Raw genomic sequence first — 18005 nt, forward strand, 5'->3', positions numbered from 1 at the left:
GGCCGCCGAGGCGCGGCCGAGACCAGCCACGGCTCGACCCCCTATCCGCGCTGGGGCCGAACCTTTGCAGGCCGCGCGCGACCGGAGCACAAGAGCCGGTCGCGCGTGGCCGTTTTTGTGCCCAGCGCGCGAAAACCAGCTCGCACACGGAAACACGAAGAGGCTCTCCGTGCCGCCTCCGACTCGGCACGGAGAGCCTCTCCGCGTGCGGTGAGGTGCCCACGCGCACGCTGTCCCAAACGCCGAATCCGCGGGAAAATTCCGGTACCGGAAGAAAACCCAGGTCAACTACGTGCGCGCGGCCGAATTTTCCGCGCCGCCTGCCGCCGTACCCGGACAATCCGGACGAGCGAAACGACCAAGACGGCACTCCACACCACGGCGAGCGTCGCCAGCAGCCCCAGCCACGTGTTCCCGTCGTGCAGACCGGGCTTCGGCGGCACGCCATAAGCACGCCACAGCAGCGGGAACGCCACGAAACCCAGCACCGCGGTCAACGCCGCACCAACCTGCACTGGCCCTCGCCACGGCGGTGGCAGGAATCGAGCGAGCAGCAGGCCGACCGCGCCCGCGATCGGAGCGAACACCGCGTCGTTGACGATCGGACCGCCGCCGATCCACAGCAACGTCGTGAAACTGTCCGGCCACGCCGGCGCCGCATAGTCGAGGAACAGCACGATCCCGTACGCCAACGCCGCTAATCCGGGCAGCACCAGCAGAATTTGCGCGGTCTTCACCGCACCTCCAGCTTCTCGACCCACTTCGTCTGCAACACGCCCGGCCGGCTGGGCGCGATCACGCGGCACGGATACCCGTGGTCGAGATTCAGCACCTCACCGTTCAGTTCCAGCGCCAGCAACGTGAGCGGGTCGGCCGTGTGCTCGCCGGGCAACACGCTGACGCCGTACAAACCGGTCTTCTCCAGCGACGACACCCGCACGTCCACGCCGGGCGAAGTCCCGCTCGCGCGCAGCAGGTCCGGGAACGAGACGCCGCGCCAGGTCGCCATCTGGCTCCACCCTTCGACGCACGCGATCGGCAAGTCCACAGTGGTCTGCGGCAACGTCCGCAGCTCGGCCAGCGTGAACTGCCGGGCCCCTGCCGGAGTCACCACGGACAACCGCCATCCAGGATCCTGCGCTGCCCGCGTGACCTGCGCTGCCACGGCCGTGCGGTTGACCGGCAGCTTCTGCGTGCCCTTGTCCGATCGCCACGACAACCCGGAGACGTTCCGCAGCGCCGGAACGGTCGCCCCAGCGGTCGCCAGCACAGCAACTCCGGTCGCGATCCCCGTGGTGGTCAGGAATCCCCGACGCGACAACCCAGGGCCAGGCTGCTGAGCGGGCGCACGCTCCCGCGTCAGCGCCCGCCGGATCACCGGGAGCTTCACCGCGACATGCACGAAGATCGATCCGATCGCGACCCACGCCACCGCATAGTGCACCTGCGGAAAGTAGAAATTCCACGGGTAATTCTGCGCGACGTTCAGCAGTCCCGAACTCAGCTCGAAGAACGCTGCGCCGGACAGCACAAGGATCGACAGCCGCTCCACGGCGTGCGGCACCGAACGCACCAGCGGCCGCTCGAACAGCTTCGGGTAGACGCTCCACAGTTTGGCCAGCAGCAACGGAATCGCCGCGATCCCGGACAGCACGTGCGCGCCCTGCGTCACCCGATACAGCCACACCGGACGGCTCGGCCAGAAGAACCACTCGGGCGGATGCTGGATCAAATGGCTCAGCAGTCCGGTGATGAAGCAGATCAGGAAAGCGAGCCCGAGCAGGCTGCCGACGCGGGCGGTCGCACGCTCGCCGTGCGCACCGCCCTTGAACTGCTCCGCCTTCGGGACCCGGCGATCGACGGCACGGGCCCGTTCGCCGATCTTTGCCTGTGCTGCGGAAACCCGAGCGTCGAGCTCGCGCCACGCGGCTGCCAGCCGTTTCATGCGCGTGCCAGCTTCGCGAACCAGCGGCGGCCGCGACTGGTCGTCCACACCACTCGAAAACCAGTCCGCACCGCGATTTCCGCAATGGCGTCGACACTGACCCATGCCCAGGTGAACCACCGTCCACCAGCGGGATCCGGCCGCAAGCGGACGTGGTCGCGGCGCACCCCCTGGCCCGGCTCCTCCAGTTCCACGAGCACGTCGCCATCGGGCGTGAGCAACTCGCGCACTCGCCGCAGCAGCGCATCGGGATCACCACCGATCCCGATGTTGCCGTCAGCCAGTAGCACGTGATTCCATCGTCCCTCGCCAGGCAAGCGAGTGAAAACGTTGCGCTGCAACGCACTCGCCCCGCGTCGCCGGGTCAGCCGCACCGCGACCGGCGAACTGTCCACGCCGAGGGCCACCACACCTCGACGCGTCAACGCAGCAGTAAGCCGACCGGGTCCGCAGCCGACGTCGAGAGTCGGACCCGCGCACGCGTCCAGCAGCACGGCGTCGCCCGCACCGCAACCGTCCGCCCAACGACCGACCGGCAGCTCGATCCGGTCGCCGTTCGCGAGCTCCAGCCAGCAGTGATGGCCAAGCAGCCCGCGATCGAATTCCCGCCCAGTCGCGAGTTTCATGCCACCACTCCCACCGCGTCGACCGCGGCCGCGAACCTGCTCTCCGGCCGGATCGCGGCCACCCGCAGCGCGTCCTCCATGGTGTCCACATCGGACAGTGTCGGCAGCTCGCCGACGCGGAGCCCGGATCCTTCCAATGCCGCTCGAGTGCGGAATCCGGTGTCCGGACGCGACATCGGAACTCCGGCAAGCACTTGCGCCTGCCGCGGATCAGCCAGCCCGAGTCCCCACCAGCCCCCGTCTTCCGCGCTGCCCAGCACTGCGCGGCTGTCTCCATCGACGACCTGCTTGATCGCTGAAGCCAGCAATACGGGGGAGACCTGCGGCGTGTCCATGCCGATCTGCAGCACGGGCAACCCGGCATGCACCGCGGCGGTGTCGGAGTGCGCGTTGGCCAGCCGGGTGCCGAAATCCCAGCCCCGCTGCGCAATCACGGTCGCCTTCCGCAACGCCCGGCCGATTTCGCCGCCTCGCGCCGCCTCCGAGAGGTCGCCCGTCATCGCCACGACAGTGATCGCGCCGTCAGTGGCGAACGCAGCGTCCAGCGTGTCCAACAGCGCGGAGGCGGCGATCTCCGCGGCCTGTTCTGGCGTCGCCGGAGGGCACAACCGAGTCTTCGCGAACCCCGGCACCGGGGCTTTCGCGACCACAAGCAGGCAGAACGTCATCGGGCGAGCACCCGCCCGAAGTCCCGCACCGCTCGCAACGTGCCGCGCATCGAACCGGACACCTTCGATTTCGTGCCCCGCGCCCGTTCCCGGTAAGCGACGTCGAACTCCCGGACCGTCCAGCCCGCGCGCTGGGCCTTCACCAACAGCTCAAGCGGGTAGCCGAAAGCCCGGTCCGTGACGCCGAGAGCCAGCAACTCCCGACGACGCACCGCCCGCAGCGGCGCGATGTCCCGCACCGGCAGCCCACGGGACCGCAAGAGCAGCGAGAGGACGGCATTGCCTGCTCTTGCGTGCCACGGCCAAGCTGCCCGGGAAACCGGCACCCGGCGCCCGACCGCGAGGTCAGCACCATCCACAACCGCGGCGACCAGACGCGGCAACTCGGCCAGATCGAGTGATCCGTCGGCATCCGCGAAACAGACGATGTCGGCGGTCGCGTTCTCCAACCCGGTGTGGACAGCGGCACCGTAACCACGCCGCGGCTCGTCGACGACTTTCGCGCCGTGCGCGGCCGCGACATCAGGGGAACCGTCGCGCGACCCGTTGTCCACGACGATCGCGCGATACCCCGGCGGCAGACCGGCGAGCACGCCGGGCAGCGCGGCCGCCTCGTCGAGGCAGGGGAGGACGACGTCCACTCCGAATTCGTTCACGAGGCGTACGGTAGGTCTGGAAAGGACAGTGCAGAACCCTTGCTGTGCTTACCAAATCCTGACGTTCGCCCAGATCTTACCGACTTCTCACGGATCCGCCGGAACCCTGCCGGACGCCCGCCCGCGGGGTTATCGTGACCGGCGATGAGCGAGTCGACGAAGGCTGCCCGGCTCGCCGAGCCGCCGTCCCCGGTTCCCGTCCGTCCCCGGTTCCGCGCCGATCTCGTGACGGTCGGCGTCACCCTCGTGGTGGTCGCCGCCGCGACCGCGGTTGGCGTGTACTACAACCGGCCAGGCTCGGACGTGGTGATCTACGCGTTCGCGCCGCCGTTGTTCGCGCACTGGCTGCCACACGTCGGCCCCGGCTCGGTGTTCGCCGTCCTGATCGCTGCCGGTGTCGTCCTGTACGGCCCGACCCTGGCCGCCCGGCTGCGATGGTGGCGCGCTCTGGCCGCGGGTTACCTGGCCTCCCTCGCCTGGATCTTCTCGCTCGCCATGGTGGACGGCTGGACGCGCGGCTTCACCGGCCGGCTGACCACTGTGCAGGAGTACCTGCACGAGGTCCCCGGCATCACGGACATCCCGCGGTTCCTCCGCGAATTCTCCTCGCGCATCCTCGATTTCCAGCCGAACTCGTGGACCACTCACGTGTCCGGCCACCCGCCCGGCGCGACCCTCGTCTTCGTCTGGCTCGACCGGCTCGGCCTCCACGGCGGTGCCTGGGCGTCGACCGCGGTTGTGCTGGTGGCCGCTTTGGTCGCGGCCGCGGTACCCGCGACGATCGCCCTGCTCGGTCGCCCCGACGCCGCCCGCGCGGCGCTTCCGTTCGCCGTGCTCAGCCCAGGCGCGGTGTGGCTGGGCGTTTCCGCGGACGGCCTCTTCGCCGGTGTGACCGCCACCGGCATCGTACTGCTCGCCCTGGCGTCGGTGGGCTTCCGGGAACAGCGCGGTTACGCCTGGCCGACGGCGTTAGCAGCCGGGATTCTCATCGGATTCGGCATCTTCCTCTCCTACGGCCTCGTCCTGCTCGGCTTGGTCGCGCTCGCCATCGCCGTGCTCGGCAGGCAATGGCGGGCCACTCTCGTCGCTGCCTTTGGTGCACTAGCAGTGGTCGCCGTGTTCGCGCTCGCCGGTTTCTGGTGGTTCGACGGCTACCACCTCGTCGTCGAGCGCTACTACCAGGGCGTTGCGCTGGTGCGGCCGTATTCCTACTGGGTGTGGGCCGACCTGGCCGCGGTGGCGGTCGCGTGCGGCCCCGCAGTGGTCGCAGCGGCTCGCCGGGGAGTGGCCAACGCGGTCTTTTTGCCTTCCCGCCGGACGATCCTGCGCGATCCGGTGCTGCTGATCGTGGTGGCCGCTCTGCTCACGATCGTGTTCGCTGATTCGTCCGGCCTGTCGAAGGCTGAGGTAGAACGGATCTGGCTACCGTTCGGCGCGTGGCTGATCCCGGCCACGGCGCTGCTCCCGGCGGGCCACCGCCGCTGGTGGCTGGCCGGACAGGCGGTGGTCGCGCTCGCGGTCAACCACCTGCTGCTGACGAACTGGTGAGGTGAGGCATGGAGGACCAAGCGGGTCGCGTGCTCGTGGTAGACGACGACGAGACCGTGCGCGACGTCGTCCGTCGCTACCTCGAAACCGCCGGTTTCACCGTCGACCTGGCCGGCGACGGCACGGCGGCGCTCGCCCGGTTCGCCGAGCGGGCGCCGGACCTGGTGGTGCTCGACGTGATGATGCCCGGGCTGAACGGCCTGGAGGTGTGCCGTCGGCTGCGGCAGACGAGCCAGGTGCCGATCGTCCTGCTCACCGCGCTCGGCGAGGAGGAAAACCGCATCGCCGGACTGCAGTTGGGGGCCGACGACTACGTCACCAAACCGTTCAGCCCCAAGGAACTCACCCTGCGCGTGGCATCCGTGCTGCGCCGGGCCCGGATGCCGAGGCCCGAGCCGCCCGCGGCTGAACTGACGGACGGCAACCTCCGGCTCCAGATGACCGCCCGCCAGGCGACGCTCGACGGCGAGGCGCTTCCGCTGACCACGCGCGAGTTCGACCTCCTCGCGTTCTTCCTCTCCCACCCCGGCGTCGCGTTCAGCCGGGCCGACCTGCTGGAAAAGGTGTGGGGCTGGGACTTCGGCGACCAGTCCACGGTGACTGTCCACGTACGCCGGCTGCGCGAGAAAATCGAACGTGACCCGGCCAAACCGGTCCGCGTCGCGACGGTGTGGGGCGTTGGCTACCGCTACGACCGGACACAGCCGTGATCGGCTCGGGCGAGTCGGCGTGGGACATGTTCGTCCATGTCCTGCACATCCTGCCGCTCGCCTTGCTGTTCGCCTTGCCGGTGGCAGCACTGGGCGGACTCGCGCTTTACCTGCTGCGGCACCGGTCGCTGGCCACGACGATGACCACGCTCGTGCTGACTCCGGTCGCCGCGATGCTGGTCGGGATCCTCGGCGTGAGCGGCTTCATGTTCACCGAGGCCCTGACCACGGAACTGCTGGTGTGCCTGCTCGTGGCACTGGTGGCGGTGCCCGCGGCGATGGTGCTGGGCCGGGTCATCGCGCGGCGCAGTGTGTGGGAACGCGAGGCGCGGGACCGCGAACGCGCGGCGGAGGCGTCGCGTCGCGAACTGGTCGCGTGGATCAGCCACGACCTTCGCAGCCCGCTCGCCGGGATCCAGGCGATGGCCGAGGCGCTAGCCGACGGCGTGGTTTCGGAGCGCGCCGAGGTGGCCGACTACGCCCAGCGCATCAGCGGCGAGACCACCCGGCTGTCCGGCATGGTGGGGGATCTCTTCGAGCTGTCCCGGATCACCGCGGGAGCGCTCGAACTGAGCATGTCGGCGGTGCCGCTGCGCGACGTGGTGAGCGACGCGGTCGCCGCGCAGGCACCGGTGGCGGACCGCAAACGCGTACGGGTGCTGGAAAACGCGTCGGCGTGGCCAGTGGTGTCCGGCAGCGATCCGGAGCTGGCGCGGATCGTGCGGAACCTCGTGTCCAATGCCATCCGGCACACCCCACCGGACGGCACGGTCGCTGTGCAGATCGGCATCGACGGCGACCAGGCGCTGCTAGCCGTGGACGACGGCTGCGGCGGGATTCCGGACGACGAGATCAGCCGGGTCTTCGACGTCGCCTTCCGCGGCACCCAAGCCCGCACCCCCGACCGCAGCGGCACCACCAGCGGCGGCGGACTGGGCCTGGCGATCGCGAAGGGCCTGGTGGAGGCACACCGGGGACGGATCGGCGTGCAGAACCACGGCCCCGGTTGCCGCTTCGAGGTGCGGTTGCCGCTGGCGGCCTCCTGAGCCGTCTATTGTGGACAGTCAGGAAGCGGCAACCGCCGCGACCGGCTCCACGCTGTGGTCGGCCGCGATCCGGAAGAACGGCTCATCCGGGAAATGCGCGGCCGCGACGATCGTGCCGGTACCGACCACCTCGCCGAGCCAGCGGCGGCGGGTCAGCTCCGCCTGTCCGGGATTGGCGTCGGACGCAGCACCGATCGCCGGATCAGCCATCTGCTCCGGAATCTGGAAGACGTCACCGATCAGGACAGCGCGACGGTCCTGGTCCGCGACTTCCAGCACGTAATGCCCTGGCGTGTGTCCAGGCGCATGCCGGACGGTGACGCCGGGAGCGACCATTTCGCCGTCAAGCAGCGGTCGCAGTTTGCCCTGGGCGCGAAGGGCTTCCAGCGCTACGCGGCCGCGGTCGTGCCGCCCCGCTGGCTCGATGAACGCTGCCCAGTCGGGCGCGCCGTACCGCACTTCGGCATTCGGGAAGTACGGCTCGCCGTTCGGCGTGACCCAGCCGATGTGGTCGGCGTGCAGATGAGTCAGCACCACGGTGTCGATGTCCGCGGGGGCAACCCCGGCCTCAGCGAGCGCCGCGGGCAAGCCGCCGGTGTGCTCCGGCTCGGCGGCGCTGACCACGGGGTGCAGTTGCTCTTTGGAGTGCTGCGGCAGGTGCGGCTCGCCGGACGCACGCGGTCCGAAACCGGCGTCGACCAGCACGGTGCGGCCGCCCGTCCGGATCAGGAACGCGCCGACGATCACGGGCACGGTGCTCGGCGCCGAGCGCTTGCCCTGAAGTCCCGGGAAGAACGACGACGGCAGTTGCAGCCGTCCGTCGGTCAGCGCGTGGATTTCAATGTCCCCCACCACGATGGAACGCATGCCCAGCATCAAGATCCGGTACGGCCGATTCATTCCGGAACGTGATCTTCACCTCATCGGGTGACGGAGGCGCGCAGCTCCGCGGTGGCGAACGCGGCGATGCCCTCCGCGAAGGACGTTTCCGCCCGGAACCCGAGCAGTTCCCGTGCTCGAGCCGGGTCGGCGACCACGTGCCGGACGTCCGCGGGCCGCGCACCGCCGACGATCCGTGGCTCCGGCCCTCCGCAGGCGCGGGCGAGCTCCCGGGCCAGGTCGCCGACGCTGTGCGGCTGTCCGGAACAGATGTTCAGCGGCGTGAGATCTGCCTCCGGACCGTCGCTTCGGAGCGCGAGGACGTTCGCTCGGGCCACGTCGTCCACGTGCACGAAATCCCGCTGCTGCCGCCCGTCCTCCAGCACGGTCGGCGCTTCGCTGCGCTCCAATGCCGAGCGGAACAGCGACGCCACGCCCGCGTATGGCGTGTTCTGCGGCATCCGCGGGCCGTAGACGTTGTGGTAGCGCAACGCCCAGACCGTGCCGCCGGTCTGCCGCGCCCATGCGCCCGCGAGATGTTCTTGCGCCAGTTTTGTTGCCGCGTAGGTGCTCCGGGGCAACAGCGGCGCGTCTTCGGGCACGAGTTGCCAGCCCAACTCGGCACCGCAGTGCGGGCAAGCGGGTTCGAATCGTCCGGCGTCCACATCGGACTGCCGGCGGGGTGACGGCGGAACGACACCGTGTTCCGCACACGCGTAGCGCCCCTCTCCGTAGACCACCATCGACGAGGCGAGCACGAGCTTTCGCACCTTCGCCGCATGCATCGCGGCCAGCAGCACGGCGGTGCCGTAGTCGTTGTTCAGCGCATACGAGGGCGCGTCGGAGGGATCCACGCCGTGCCCGACCACCGCGGCCTGGTGACAGACTGCGTCGACGCCGTCGAGCAGCTCGGCGACGATCTCGGTGTCGGTGACGTCACCGCGGAGGAAACGGTGCCGCTGGGTGTATTCGGGCGGCGTGGTGGAGCCGTGCGCGGTGGACAGCAGGTTGTCCAGCACGACGACCTCGGCGCCGTCGTCGGCCAGCTGATCGGCGATCCGGGACCCGATGAACCCGGCTCCGCCGGTGATGAGCACTCGCACCCCGCCGACGCTAGGCGGCCCGCCCCGGGGTGCGCGCGGCCTGCGGGGACCACGTCACCGAATCGTCAGAAATCACCGGGCCCGTGGCGGCGAAGCGGGCCCCGAACCGGATACGGTGTCGGCATGGAACGGAGCGCACAGCGGCTTGGCCGGGCACTCGTGGTGATTGTGGACGACCGGGTCGCGCACGGGGAGCACGAGGACACCTCGGGGCCGCTCGTCACCGAGCTGCTCGAGGAGGCCGGGTTCATCGTCGACGGCGTCGTGGTGGTCGAGGCCGAGACCGCGGGCATCCGCAACGCGCTCAACACGGCGGTGATCGGCGGGGCTGACCTGGTGATCACGGTCGGTGGCACCGGAGTGTCGCCGCGCGACCGCACGCCGGACGCGACCGCCGGGGTCCTCGACCGCCCGATCCCGGGCATCGGCGAGGCTCTGCGCGCCTCGGGGCTGGCCGCGGGCGCGGTCGACGCCGGGATCTCCCGCGGCCTGGCCGGCGTTTCGGGCAGCACGCTGGTGGTCAACCTGGCCGGCTCGCGCGCGGCTGTGCGCGACGGCATGGCGACCCTCTCCTCGCTGGTCCCGCACGTGATCGACGAGCTTTCCGGCCTCGAAGAGGTCTGAGCCCGGCCGTTTCGCGGCGGATGTCTCTCTGCACTTGTCAAACAACAGGTGGGACGATGGACCCATGCCGCACGAGGAACGACGTCCCCGCACAGACGAGGCCCAGCGCCGCCGCCGGGTCGACGAGATCTTCGGCGACGTCCTGCCGGAGACCACGTCCGATGAGCGGGGCCGGGGCCCGGAGACCACTCCGGATTCGTGGTATCTCGAGAACCGGCCCCCGCATCACGATCGGTGACCCCTCAGCTGTCGCGGCTGGAGGGGCCGTTGCCCTGCTGCGCGCGCAGCAGGTCGCGGATTTCGATGAGCAGCTCGACGTCGGTGGGCTCGGCGGGACCGGGCTCCTGGCCGCGCTTCCGCCGCTCCTGCAGGTGCTTCACCGGCAGGACGACCAGGAAGTAGACGATCGCCGCCACGATCACGAAGTTGATCGCCGCGTTGATCACGCCGCCGAAGTCCATGAAGGTCGCGCCGTTTGCCTTGAGGATCCGGAAACCGAGCCCCTGCGCCGCGTCGGAACCGCCGATCGCGCTGATCAGCGGCTTGATCAGGCCGTTGGTGAACGCGGTGACGATCGCGGTGAACGCGGCGCCGATCACGACGGCGACCGCGAGGTCGACGACGTTGCCGCGCATCAGGAAGTCCTTGAAACCTTTCAGCACTGCTGCTCCCAGGGGATTCGGGACGGGCGTCTGGCCGTCTTCAGACAGCCGTCGCCCGTCGGAACAGGGTCGGGTTAGCGGAGAGTAACCGTTACCGGTCGTTCGAGCGAGGAAGCAGCGACCTGCGTGGCAACCTGCGCCGGCAGCGCGAGCAGCACCAGCGGACCCTTCTGCGGCGGGCCCAAAGTGCGGTTCCCGGTGTCGTCGGAACGCCGGACGGTGACCACCGAAGCCCCTCTGGCCAGCACAGACGCGGAATTTGTGGTATCCGCGCCCGCGACGACGTCAACGCGCTGGCCCGGCTGAAGCAACTCGGCGACGGCCGCGTCCGCGAGCCGGACGGCCACGGTGACCGCGCCGGGTTCACCCGTTACGGGGAGGTTGTTGCCCAGAAGCCGGACGTCGGTGATGGGCTCGCCGGCTCGCGCCGCGCCGGACAGAAGCCGGCCCACCGCCGTGTCGGTCGCCGAGAGCGCGCCGGACGGGCGGAGGTTGTCGGGCAGCGCCACGGTCCGCACGTCCGCAGCGCGCAGGACTGAGCCCGCGGGCAGGTCGCGTGCGGAGACCACCGTCGAGGTGGCGGGTGCGCCCCGTGCGGAGGGCGGGAGAAACAGGACGAGCAGGCCGGCCAAGAGCAGGGCCGCCGCGAGACACCGGCGGAGCATCCGGGCTCGCCGCCCGCGCGGCAGACGGACATCAGGCAGCGCGGGAAGGCGGCTGAGCAAGGTGTTCACGGTTGTCCCCTCGTCGGTTCCGGTGCGGCGGGATGCCGCACGAATCCGACGTTAAGGACGTCGCGAACCGGCCGGAAGAGCCGATTCGCGAACCTGTGGACAACTGGCCCCTTGTGGATAACTCGGGGGTCAGGAGGGCGTGGAAGCCGTTTTTGTCGTGCTCGTCGTGGAGGATGTGTTCGAGGACGAAGAAGACGTCGACGAAGAGGAGGTGGTGGACGACGAGTCGGACTTGGCGCTCTCGGTCTTGGCCGGGGTCGCGGAGGTGCTCGACTTGCTCGAATCACGCGAATCCGTGCGGTAGAACCCGCTGCCCTTGAAGACCACGCCGACCGAACTGAAGACCTTGCGCAGTGCGCCGGAGCACTGCGGGCAGACGGTCAGGCTGGGGTCGGAGAAGGACTGCACCGCCTCGAAGCGGTGGTCACATTCCTTGCAGGCGTACTGGTACGTGGGCACTGAAGCTCCTTCATGCACTGGCACTCGACCTACAAGAGTGCTAACCCAATTGTGCTGGACAGCATTCCCTCAGCGCAATTACCCCTTGCTCACAGTGCGGGCGAGGAAGGGGTGGTGGCGGGTTAGTGCTGGTCAGGGCGTCCTGGGCGGCGGCGGTAACGGACACGGCTGGCCGATTGAGTGGTCTTGACCACCTTCGAGCCGAGGCAGGCCGAGCCGCGCCGTGCCGCGTCGCCGCGCCGAGCTGCGTCGCCGCGTCGTGCCGCGTGGAGCCGCCGAGCGGGCCGCGCCGAGCGGGCCGCCCCGCGCGGAGCCGTCGAGCCGAGCTGTGCCGCGTCGCGTGGAGCCGTCGCGCCGTTGAGCCCTTGAGCGGCGTCGCGTGGAGCTGAGCCGAGCCCTGTCGCGCTGAGGCGCCGAGCGGAGCCGTGTCGCGCTGAACCCGCGCTGCGTCCCGCCGAGCCGAGCCGCGCCGAGCGGCCGTGTCTCACCTGGCAGCGGCAGCCGTTGGCAGCTGGATGAGCCCGGAGGGCGTCAGGACGGCGGTCATGGGCACGTCGTGGGGTTCGGCCGGGAGGCGGTCGACGACTTCCTCTGCGCGCACCACGGCCACGCGGGCGGTGTCGGGCGCGGCGGTCAGGGTGCGGTCGTAGTAGCCCGCTCCGCGGCCGAGGCGGGTGCCGTGGCGGTCGACGGCCAGGGCTGGGATCAGCAGCACCTGCGCCGACGCCACCGCGGCGGTGCCCAGGCGTGGGCCGGAGGGTTCGAGGACGCCGCGGAGGCGTCCGGGGATCAGGGCGTCCGGGCCGGTGTACTCGGACCAGTCAAGCGGGCCCGGCGTGTCCGGGATGACGGGCAGCAGGACGCGCGCGCCCGTCGCGGCCAGGGCATTCACCAGGGAGATTTGACCGGGCTCGGTGCCGAAAGGGAGGTACGCGCACACCGTTTCCACGTGGATCGACGACGCCGCGGTCGCCAGGGCGGCTGCCTCGCGGGCATGGGCTTCGGGGGGCAGTTCGGCGCGGGCGCGAAGGATTCGTGTCCGCCACTCCGCCTTGCTCGGGGTCTCATTGCCCGGCTCGTGCATGAGACCAGGTTAGGCTTTGCGCCCATGACGGGCGCCTCAACCACCCAGACCTTCAGAACCGCCATCGTGCCTGCCGCAGGCCTCGGCACGCGATTCCTGCCGACCACGAAAGCGGTGCCCAAAGAGCTGCTGCCAGTGGTCGACACGCCGGGGATCGAGATCGTCGCGAGCGAAGCGGCGAGTGCGGGGGCGAAGCGGCTGGTGATCGTCACCTCGCCGGACAAGGAAGCTGTCGTCCGGTACTTCGAGGCGAAGCCGGACCTGGAGAAGACGCTCGAGGACAAGGGCAAGACCGAGCTGCTGGCGAAGGTCCGCCGCGGGCCGGAGTTGCTGGACGTCGAGGTCGCGATCCAGGAGCAGGCACTCGGGCTCGGGCACGCGGTCGCGCAGGCCGAGCCGAACCTCACCGACGAGGACACCGCTGTCGCCGTTCTCCTGCCCGATGACCTCGTGTTGCCCGCCGGGGTCCTCGACCGGATGTCGGCCGTCCGCGCCCAGTACGGCGGAAGCGTGCTTTGCGCCTTCGACATCCCGAAGGAGCAGATCTCCCCGTACGGCGTCTTCGACGTCACCGACACCGACGACCCGGACGTCAAGCAGGTCCACGGCATGGTCGAGAAGCCCAAGCCGGAGGACGCGCCGTCGACCTACGCCGCGGCTGGGCGGTACCTGCTCGACCGGGCGATTTTCGACGCGCTGCGCCGGATCGAGCCCGGTGCGGGCGGCGAGCTTCAGCTCACCGACGCCGTCGCGCTGCTGATCCAGGAGGGGCACCCCGTGCACATCGTCGTCCACCGCGGCGGGCGGCACGACCTGGGCAACCCGGGCGGATTCCTGCGCGCCGCCGTCGATTTCGCGCTCGAGGACCCGGATTACGGGCCGTCGCTGCGCACCTGGCTGACCGAACGGATCGGAAACGATCGCCCATGACGGACTCCCTCGATTCCACCCCTGCCGTCCCGACCGAAGACGTGCCCGAACCGACGGTTCAGGCCGTCGCCGCGGCGGAATCGGCGGAAATCGTTGCCTCGACGGAAGAATCCGCCGAGACCGGTGATTTCCGCTCGGTCGACGAGCAGATCGCGCTGACCCTCGACGCCGCCGTGCGCCCGCGTCCGGTTCGCGTCGCGATCTCCGAAGCGCAGGGTCTGCTCTGCGCTGAGGAGGTCGTCGCCGAGCACGCGCTGCCCGGGTTCGACCAGGCAGCGATCGACGGCTACGCGGTCCGGAGCGTCGACGTGCAGACCGCCGGACAGGAACCGGTCCAGCTGCCGGTCGTCGGCGAGATCCCGGCTGGCTCGCGTCAGCCGCGACGGCTGCAGCCGGGCCAGGCGGTGCGGGTCGACACCGGCGCGCCGCTGCCCACGCTCGCGGACGCCGTCGTCCCGACCGCTTACACCGACGGCCACCAGGCCAAGGTCACCATCACCCGGTCCGTGCCGTCGGCCGGCTACGTGCGCCGGACCGGCGAGGACGTGCAGATCGGCGACGTCGCGGTGCGCAAGGGCGACACCATCGGCTCCGCGCAGGTCGGGCTGCTGGCCGCGGTCGGCCGCGCGAAGGTGCTGGTCTACCCCCGGCCGCGGGTCTCGATCGTGTCGGTCGGCGACGAGCTCGTGGACATCGACCGCACGCCGTCGGTCGGCCAGGTCTACGACGTCAACTCGTACGCGCTTGCTGCGGCTGCGCGCGACGCGGGTGCCGAGGTGAGCCGGGTCGGCATCGTGCCGGGCGACCCGAAACGGCTGCGCGAGGTCGTCGAAGGACGGCTGCTGATGTCCGAGATCGTGGTCGTCGCGGGAGGGGCAGGCGGGTCTTCCGGCGACGAGGTGCACGCCGCGCTGTCCGACCTCGGGCACATCGACCTGACGAGGGTCGCGATGCACCCCGGCTCGGTGCAGGGCTTCGGCAGGCTCGGCCCGGACTCGGTGCCGACCTTCCTCATCCCGGGCAATCCGATGAGCGCGCTCGTGGTGTTCGAGGTGCTGGTACGGCCGCTGATCCGCACCGCGCGCGGCACGCGCAACCCGCACCGCCGGGTGGTCGGCGCGAGGCTGCTTTCGTCGATCACCTCGACGAAGGGCCGCCGCGGCTACCTGCGCGGCCAGCTGCTGCGCGACGAGGCGAACGGCGAGTACCTGGTGCAGCCGCTCGGGACGTCGGGTGCGCACCTGCTCGCGTCGCTGGCCGAGGCCAACTGCCTCATCACCGTCGAGGAGGATCTCACCGAGGTGGCCGCGGGCGACCAGGTCAAGGTCACCTTCCTCGCCCAGCGCGCCTGATCCGTGGCCGCACTCGCCGACTCGGTCGAAAACCGGCACCCCGGCTGGCCCGCCACGCTCGGCCCTCTGCGGATCCCGGCAGGCGTGCTCGCCGTGCGCCCGGTGCGGTTGCGCGACGCCGGCGAGTGGAGCCGCGTCCGGCTGCGCGACCGCGAGCACCTCGAGGAGTGGGAGCCGACCGGGATCGGGCCGTGGGCGGACCGCAACGCGTTCTGGTCGTGGCCGTCGCAGTGGGCGGCGCTGCGCGGGCTCGCGCGGCGCGGGCAGTGCCTGCCGTTCACGATCACGGTTGACGGAAAGTTCGCGGGGCAGATCACTGTCGGTAATGTGATCCGCGCCGCACTCCGGTCGGCCTGGATCGGGTATTGGGTGTCGTCCGAGATCGTCCGGGGAGGCGTGGCCACCGCGGCCGCCGCGCTCGTGACAGATCACGCTTTCGATGTCGCCGGCCTGCACCGGCTCGAAGCGACCGTGCGGCCGGAGAACAACGCCAGCATCCGCGTGCTCACCAAGGCCGGATATCGGCAGGAAGGGCTGTTCGAGCGGTACCTCGATGTCGCAGGCGCCTGGCGTGACCACCTGTGTTTCGCCGTGACGAAAGAGGAGACCGGCAACGGCCTGGTGTCCCGGCTGGTGGCGTCCGGACGCGCCGAGCTGGCCTGACGGTGACTACGCGTCCCAGTGCGATCACGCGTTACCACATCATGTGAGATTCACCTAATGCGGTGATGCATTTTCGTGATCGAACCCGGCGAGTCTGCGCCTCCTGTGTGACTGTTGTGGCTAGCGTGACTACAGCAGAGGATCGGGGGAGGTGACGGGAGATGCCCAGTTCGGTGATCATCGTCGCGCTCGCCGCGGCATGGCTCGTCGTTCTCGTGCCCATGGTGGCTCGCAAACGCCAGCAAGTCGCGCGGACGCCAACCTCCGCGCTGGCCGCCCGGGTAGTGCGAAGGGGCAGTGCTCGCAACGAGGGACAGGAGGACGACGCCATGTCCGACCATGCGAATCCTTCGGTGGAGGATGACCTCGCCGAACTCGAGGCGGAACTCGACGCTGACCTGGACGCCGAGCCCGAACCCGAACCGGAGCCGCTTCCGCAGCCTTCGCGCGCGGAACGGGCCGCCGAACCGCGCCGCGAACGCCGCAGCTACCGGCCCGGCCGGGGTGGCTTCGACCCGGAGGCAGCGGAGATCGCGGCCAAGGCGAAGTACGCGTTCCGTCAGCGGGTGGTCGTGATCCTGCTGATCGCCGCCGTCGTCACGGCCGCGATCGCCGGATTCGCCATCTCGCTCGCGTGGTGGGCGCACGCCGCGGTGGACGTCGCCCTCGTCGGCTACCTCGTGTACCTCCGCCGACAGGTCCGCATAGAGAACGAGATCCGGCAGCGCCGGATGGCCCGCTACGCGACGACGGCTCCCGCTCCTGCCTACGAGGCGTACGACTCCTTCGAGGAGGAGGAAGAGGAGGACGTCGAGGTCGTCGCACCCGAGGTGCCGCGCGACATCGTGGAGCGCAAACCGTCCCCGATGTCCCGCATCCGCCGGCAGGCGGTCGTGGTCGACCTGGACGACGAAGACCCGGCTTTCGAGGAACTCGCCGAGCCCACCGCGGGCCCGTACCGCCGGGCGGTCGGAGAGTGACCCCCCGTTGTTCGGTGCCTGGAGGGCGCTGCTAAGCTCTCCAAGCACTGAACAACAGGGGCTCACGCTCCTGAGGGGCTGTAGCGCAGTTGGTAGCGCGTCTCGTTCGCATCGAGAAGGTCAGGGGTTCGATTCCCCTCAGCTCCACAGCAAGTCAAAGGCCCTTTCCGGGTAACCGGGAAGGGCCTTTTTCGTGCCCGTACAGCAAAGTACGGCAGCGCCTTTCGCCTCCCTATTCGTCAGTGCTGCAGTAGCAATACGGTCTCCGCCGTGTTCGGGTGCACGGAGTCTGATCAGGCGGGCGTAACCTGCCGACCGAGTCGGGCGGCGGCTTCGGGGAATAGGCGTAGCGCGTTGCCGCCGATGGCTTCGAGTTGATCGCGCGGCAGTCCGTCGAAGTGCGCCAGGGCATGTCTGTTGGCTTCCAGCGTTGCCTCCGTGCTGCACGGCACACCGCTGTCGGAGCCATAGACGATGTGGTCTGGGGTGGTCATGGCCAGAGCCGCGGCGAGAGAGTGCGCGGTGCCGGTGGCGGCGGTGTCCAGATACAGGCCGGCAAGGTGCTCCCGGATCTCGCGGGGGTCGAGCTGGTTCAGGTTCGGCACCCAGGCTTCCGTGCCCAGCAGTCGCAGCCGTCCGGACAGGGCGGGCAGCGCGCCGCCGCAGTGGGCGACGATCAGCCGCATGTTCGGGAATCTGCGGAAGATGCCCGCGTAGAGCATGTCGACGATGGTGCGCGCGGTTTCGAAGGCGACTTCCAGCAGCGGGCTCGGACGGCCCAGGGACGCGGGAGCGTAGGCGTCCGGGTGGGCGAACACGGTCGCGCGCCGGCGATCGAGTTCGGCCCACACTGGTTCCAGGCTTGCGTCGCCGAGGGAGATGCCGTTGTAGTCGCAGGTCACTGCGAATCCGTCCGCCGACAGGTCGCGGGAGGCGCGCTCGATTTCGGCGAGTGCGGCGGGCGGGTCGTCGGTGGGCAGTGCGGCGAGCAGACCGAACCTCGTCGGGTGATCCGACACGAGGGACGCGCCGTAGTCGTTAGACGCGCGAAGGGCGTCCGGCGTCTTCGGGATGTTGCTGAGGAACTGCATCGTGACGCCGGCGCGATCCATGTAGTCCAACGCCCCGTCCACAGTCCAGTGGTAAGGCGCTGGCGCGAGGAATTGCGCCTCCCGCATCGACCGCCATCGTGCTTCCCGTTCTTCGGGGGTGGTGGGCGGGGTGAAATGCGCGTGCACATCGATCAAATCGGACATCGCCACGAGTAATCCTTTGCCTTGGAGGTGGCTCACTGGCCACGGGATCGATGGTCCGCCCTCATTCACAACAAAGGAAG

At 69.9% G+C, this 18005-nt stretch carries 21 protein-coding genes and 1 tRNA gene; 10 read left to right on the forward strand and 12 right to left on the reverse strand.

Annotated elements, in window-relative coordinates; all coding sequences use genetic code 11:
* Positions 1-284: 284 nt before the first annotated feature.
* Genes DMP23_RS39265 through DMP23_RS39285 form a run of 5 tightly spaced genes read right to left on the reverse strand, consistent with a single transcriptional unit; the run spans position 285 to position 3880 of the window.
* The gene (locus DMP23_RS39265) at positions 285-737 is read right to left on the reverse strand and encodes a hypothetical protein (protein ID WP_337824008.1); all 453 of its coding nucleotides are present in this window, start codon (positions 735-737) and stop codon (positions 285-287) included.
* The gene (locus DMP23_RS39270; RefSeq protein ID WP_337824009.1) at positions 734-1945 is read right to left on the reverse strand and encodes a molybdopterin-dependent oxidoreductase; all 1212 of its coding nucleotides are present in this window, start codon (positions 1943-1945) and stop codon (positions 734-736) included. Before DMP23_RS39270 ends, DMP23_RS39265 begins: the two co-directional genes overlap by 4 nt.
* Entirely contained in the window at positions 1942-2571 is a 630-nt protein-coding gene (locus DMP23_RS39275; RefSeq protein WP_337824010.1) for a class I SAM-dependent methyltransferase, read from the reverse strand. Before DMP23_RS39275 ends, DMP23_RS39270 begins: the two co-directional genes overlap by 4 nt.
* Complete coding sequence (locus DMP23_RS39280) at positions 2568-3239, reverse strand: TIGR04282 family arsenosugar biosynthesis glycosyltransferase (protein ID WP_337824011.1); 672 nt, start codon at positions 3237-3239, stop codon at positions 2568-2570. Before DMP23_RS39280 ends, DMP23_RS39275 begins: the two co-directional genes overlap by 4 nt.
* Complete coding sequence (locus DMP23_RS39285; RefSeq protein WP_337824493.1) at positions 3236-3880, reverse strand: glycosyltransferase family 2 protein; 645 nt, start codon at positions 3878-3880, stop codon at positions 3236-3238. The genes DMP23_RS39280 and DMP23_RS39285 overlap by 4 nt, the downstream gene beginning before the upstream one ends.
* 159 nt (positions 3881-4039) lie before the next feature.
* On the opposite strand from DMP23_RS39285, the gene DMP23_RS39290 reads away from it, so the two are divergent.
* The 3 genes from DMP23_RS39290 to DMP23_RS39300 are packed head-to-tail and all read left to right on the forward strand — an operon-like array spanning position 4040 to position 7199.
* Positions 4040-5443: a hypothetical protein gene (locus tag DMP23_RS39290; protein ID WP_337824012.1), complete on the forward strand. Its 1404-nt coding sequence runs from the start codon at positions 4040-4042 to the stop codon at positions 5441-5443.
* Between the two features lie 8 nt (positions 5444-5451).
* Positions 5452-6153 carry a response regulator transcription factor gene (locus tag DMP23_RS39295; RefSeq protein ID WP_337824013.1) on the forward strand — a complete coding sequence of 234 codons (702 nt, stop codon included), beginning with the start codon at positions 5452-5454 and terminating at the stop codon, positions 6151-6153.
* Positions 6150-7199 carry a sensor histidine kinase gene (locus DMP23_RS39300; RefSeq protein WP_037811134.1) on the forward strand — a complete coding sequence of 350 codons (1050 nt, stop codon included), beginning with the start codon at positions 6150-6152 and terminating at the stop codon, positions 7197-7199. The genes DMP23_RS39295 and DMP23_RS39300 overlap by 4 nt, the downstream gene beginning before the upstream one ends.
* A gap of 18 nt (positions 7200-7217) precedes the next feature.
* Here DMP23_RS39300 and DMP23_RS39305 read toward each other — a convergent pair whose 3' ends face one another.
* A complete protein-coding gene (locus DMP23_RS39305) occupies positions 7218-8066 on the reverse strand; it encodes an MBL fold metallo-hydrolase (protein ID WP_337824014.1) in 849 nt (282 codons plus the stop codon).
* A gap of 53 nt (positions 8067-8119) precedes the next feature.
* Positions 8120-9181, reverse strand: coding sequence for an SDR family NAD(P)-dependent oxidoreductase (locus DMP23_RS39310; protein WP_337824015.1), 1062 nt, complete (start codon positions 9179-9181; stop codon positions 8120-8122).
* A gap of 123 nt (positions 9182-9304) precedes the next feature.
* Between DMP23_RS39310 and DMP23_RS39315 the strand changes: the two genes are divergently transcribed.
* Together DMP23_RS39315 and DMP23_RS39320 are read left to right on the forward strand one after the other, a co-directional pair.
* Complete coding sequence (locus tag DMP23_RS39315) at positions 9305-9805, forward strand: MogA/MoaB family molybdenum cofactor biosynthesis protein (protein ID WP_009083558.1); 501 nt, start codon at positions 9305-9307, stop codon at positions 9803-9805.
* A 64-nt stretch (positions 9806-9869) separates the two neighbouring features.
* Complete coding sequence (locus DMP23_RS39320) at positions 9870-10043, forward strand: hypothetical protein (protein ID WP_162836035.1); 174 nt, start codon at positions 9870-9872, stop codon at positions 10041-10043.
* A gap of 4 nt (positions 10044-10047) precedes the next feature.
* Here DMP23_RS39320 and mscL read toward each other — a convergent pair whose 3' ends face one another.
* From mscL to DMP23_RS39340, 4 genes are all read right to left on the reverse strand, one after another.
* Positions 10048-10467, reverse strand: coding sequence for a large-conductance mechanosensitive channel protein MscL (mscL, locus tag DMP23_RS39325; RefSeq protein ID WP_037811136.1), 420 nt, complete (start codon positions 10465-10467; stop codon positions 10048-10050).
* A 74-nt stretch (positions 10468-10541) separates the two neighbouring features.
* Positions 10542-11201, reverse strand: coding sequence for an SAF domain-containing protein (locus DMP23_RS39330; protein ID WP_235146677.1), 660 nt, complete (start codon positions 11199-11201; stop codon positions 10542-10544).
* Between the two features lie 129 nt (positions 11202-11330).
* A complete protein-coding gene (locus DMP23_RS39335) occupies positions 11331-11660 on the reverse strand; it encodes an FmdB family zinc ribbon protein (RefSeq protein ID WP_078870386.1) in 330 nt (109 codons plus the stop codon).
* A gap of 484 nt (positions 11661-12144) precedes the next feature.
* Positions 12145-12744, reverse strand: coding sequence for a 5-formyltetrahydrofolate cyclo-ligase (locus tag DMP23_RS39340; protein ID WP_337824016.1), 600 nt, complete (start codon positions 12742-12744; stop codon positions 12145-12147).
* A gap of 24 nt (positions 12745-12768) precedes the next feature.
* Between DMP23_RS39340 and DMP23_RS39345 the strand changes: the two genes are divergently transcribed.
* The 5 genes from DMP23_RS39345 (at position 12769) to DMP23_RS39365 (ending at position 16816) form a co-directional block, all read left to right on the forward strand.
* Positions 12769-13674: a UTP--glucose-1-phosphate uridylyltransferase gene (locus tag DMP23_RS39345; protein ID WP_043830782.1), complete on the forward strand. Its 906-nt coding sequence runs from the start codon at positions 12769-12771 to the stop codon at positions 13672-13674.
* The gene (glp, locus tag DMP23_RS39350; RefSeq protein WP_337824017.1) at positions 13671-15026 is read left to right on the forward strand and encodes a molybdotransferase-like divisome protein Glp; all 1356 of its coding nucleotides are present in this window, start codon (positions 13671-13673) and stop codon (positions 15024-15026) included. The genes DMP23_RS39345 and glp overlap by 4 nt, the downstream gene beginning before the upstream one ends.
* Positions 15027-15029: 3 nt before the next feature.
* The gene (locus DMP23_RS39355) at positions 15030-15689 is read left to right on the forward strand and encodes a GNAT family N-acetyltransferase (protein WP_337824018.1); all 660 of its coding nucleotides are present in this window, start codon (positions 15030-15032) and stop codon (positions 15687-15689) included.
* A gap of 161 nt (positions 15690-15850) precedes the next feature.
* Positions 15851-16669: a divisome protein SepX/GlpR gene (sepX, locus tag DMP23_RS39360; protein WP_337824019.1), complete on the forward strand. Its 819-nt coding sequence runs from the start codon at positions 15851-15853 to the stop codon at positions 16667-16669.
* Between the two features lie 74 nt (positions 16670-16743).
* Positions 16744-16816 (forward strand) — tRNA-Ala (locus DMP23_RS39365).
* Positions 16817-16962: 146 nt separating this feature from the next.
* Here DMP23_RS39365 and DMP23_RS39370 read toward each other — a convergent pair.
* Entirely contained in the window at positions 16963-17925 is a 963-nt protein-coding gene (locus DMP23_RS39370; protein ID WP_337824020.1) for an amidohydrolase family protein, read from the reverse strand.
* Positions 17926-18005: the final 80 nt, after the last annotated feature.

Origin of the sequence: Amycolatopsis sp. A1MSW2902, from assembly GCF_017312175.1 — a bacterium.
In the GTDB taxonomy this organism is placed as follows: domain Bacteria; phylum Actinomycetota; class Actinomycetes; order Mycobacteriales; family Pseudonocardiaceae; genus Amycolatopsis; species Amycolatopsis nivea.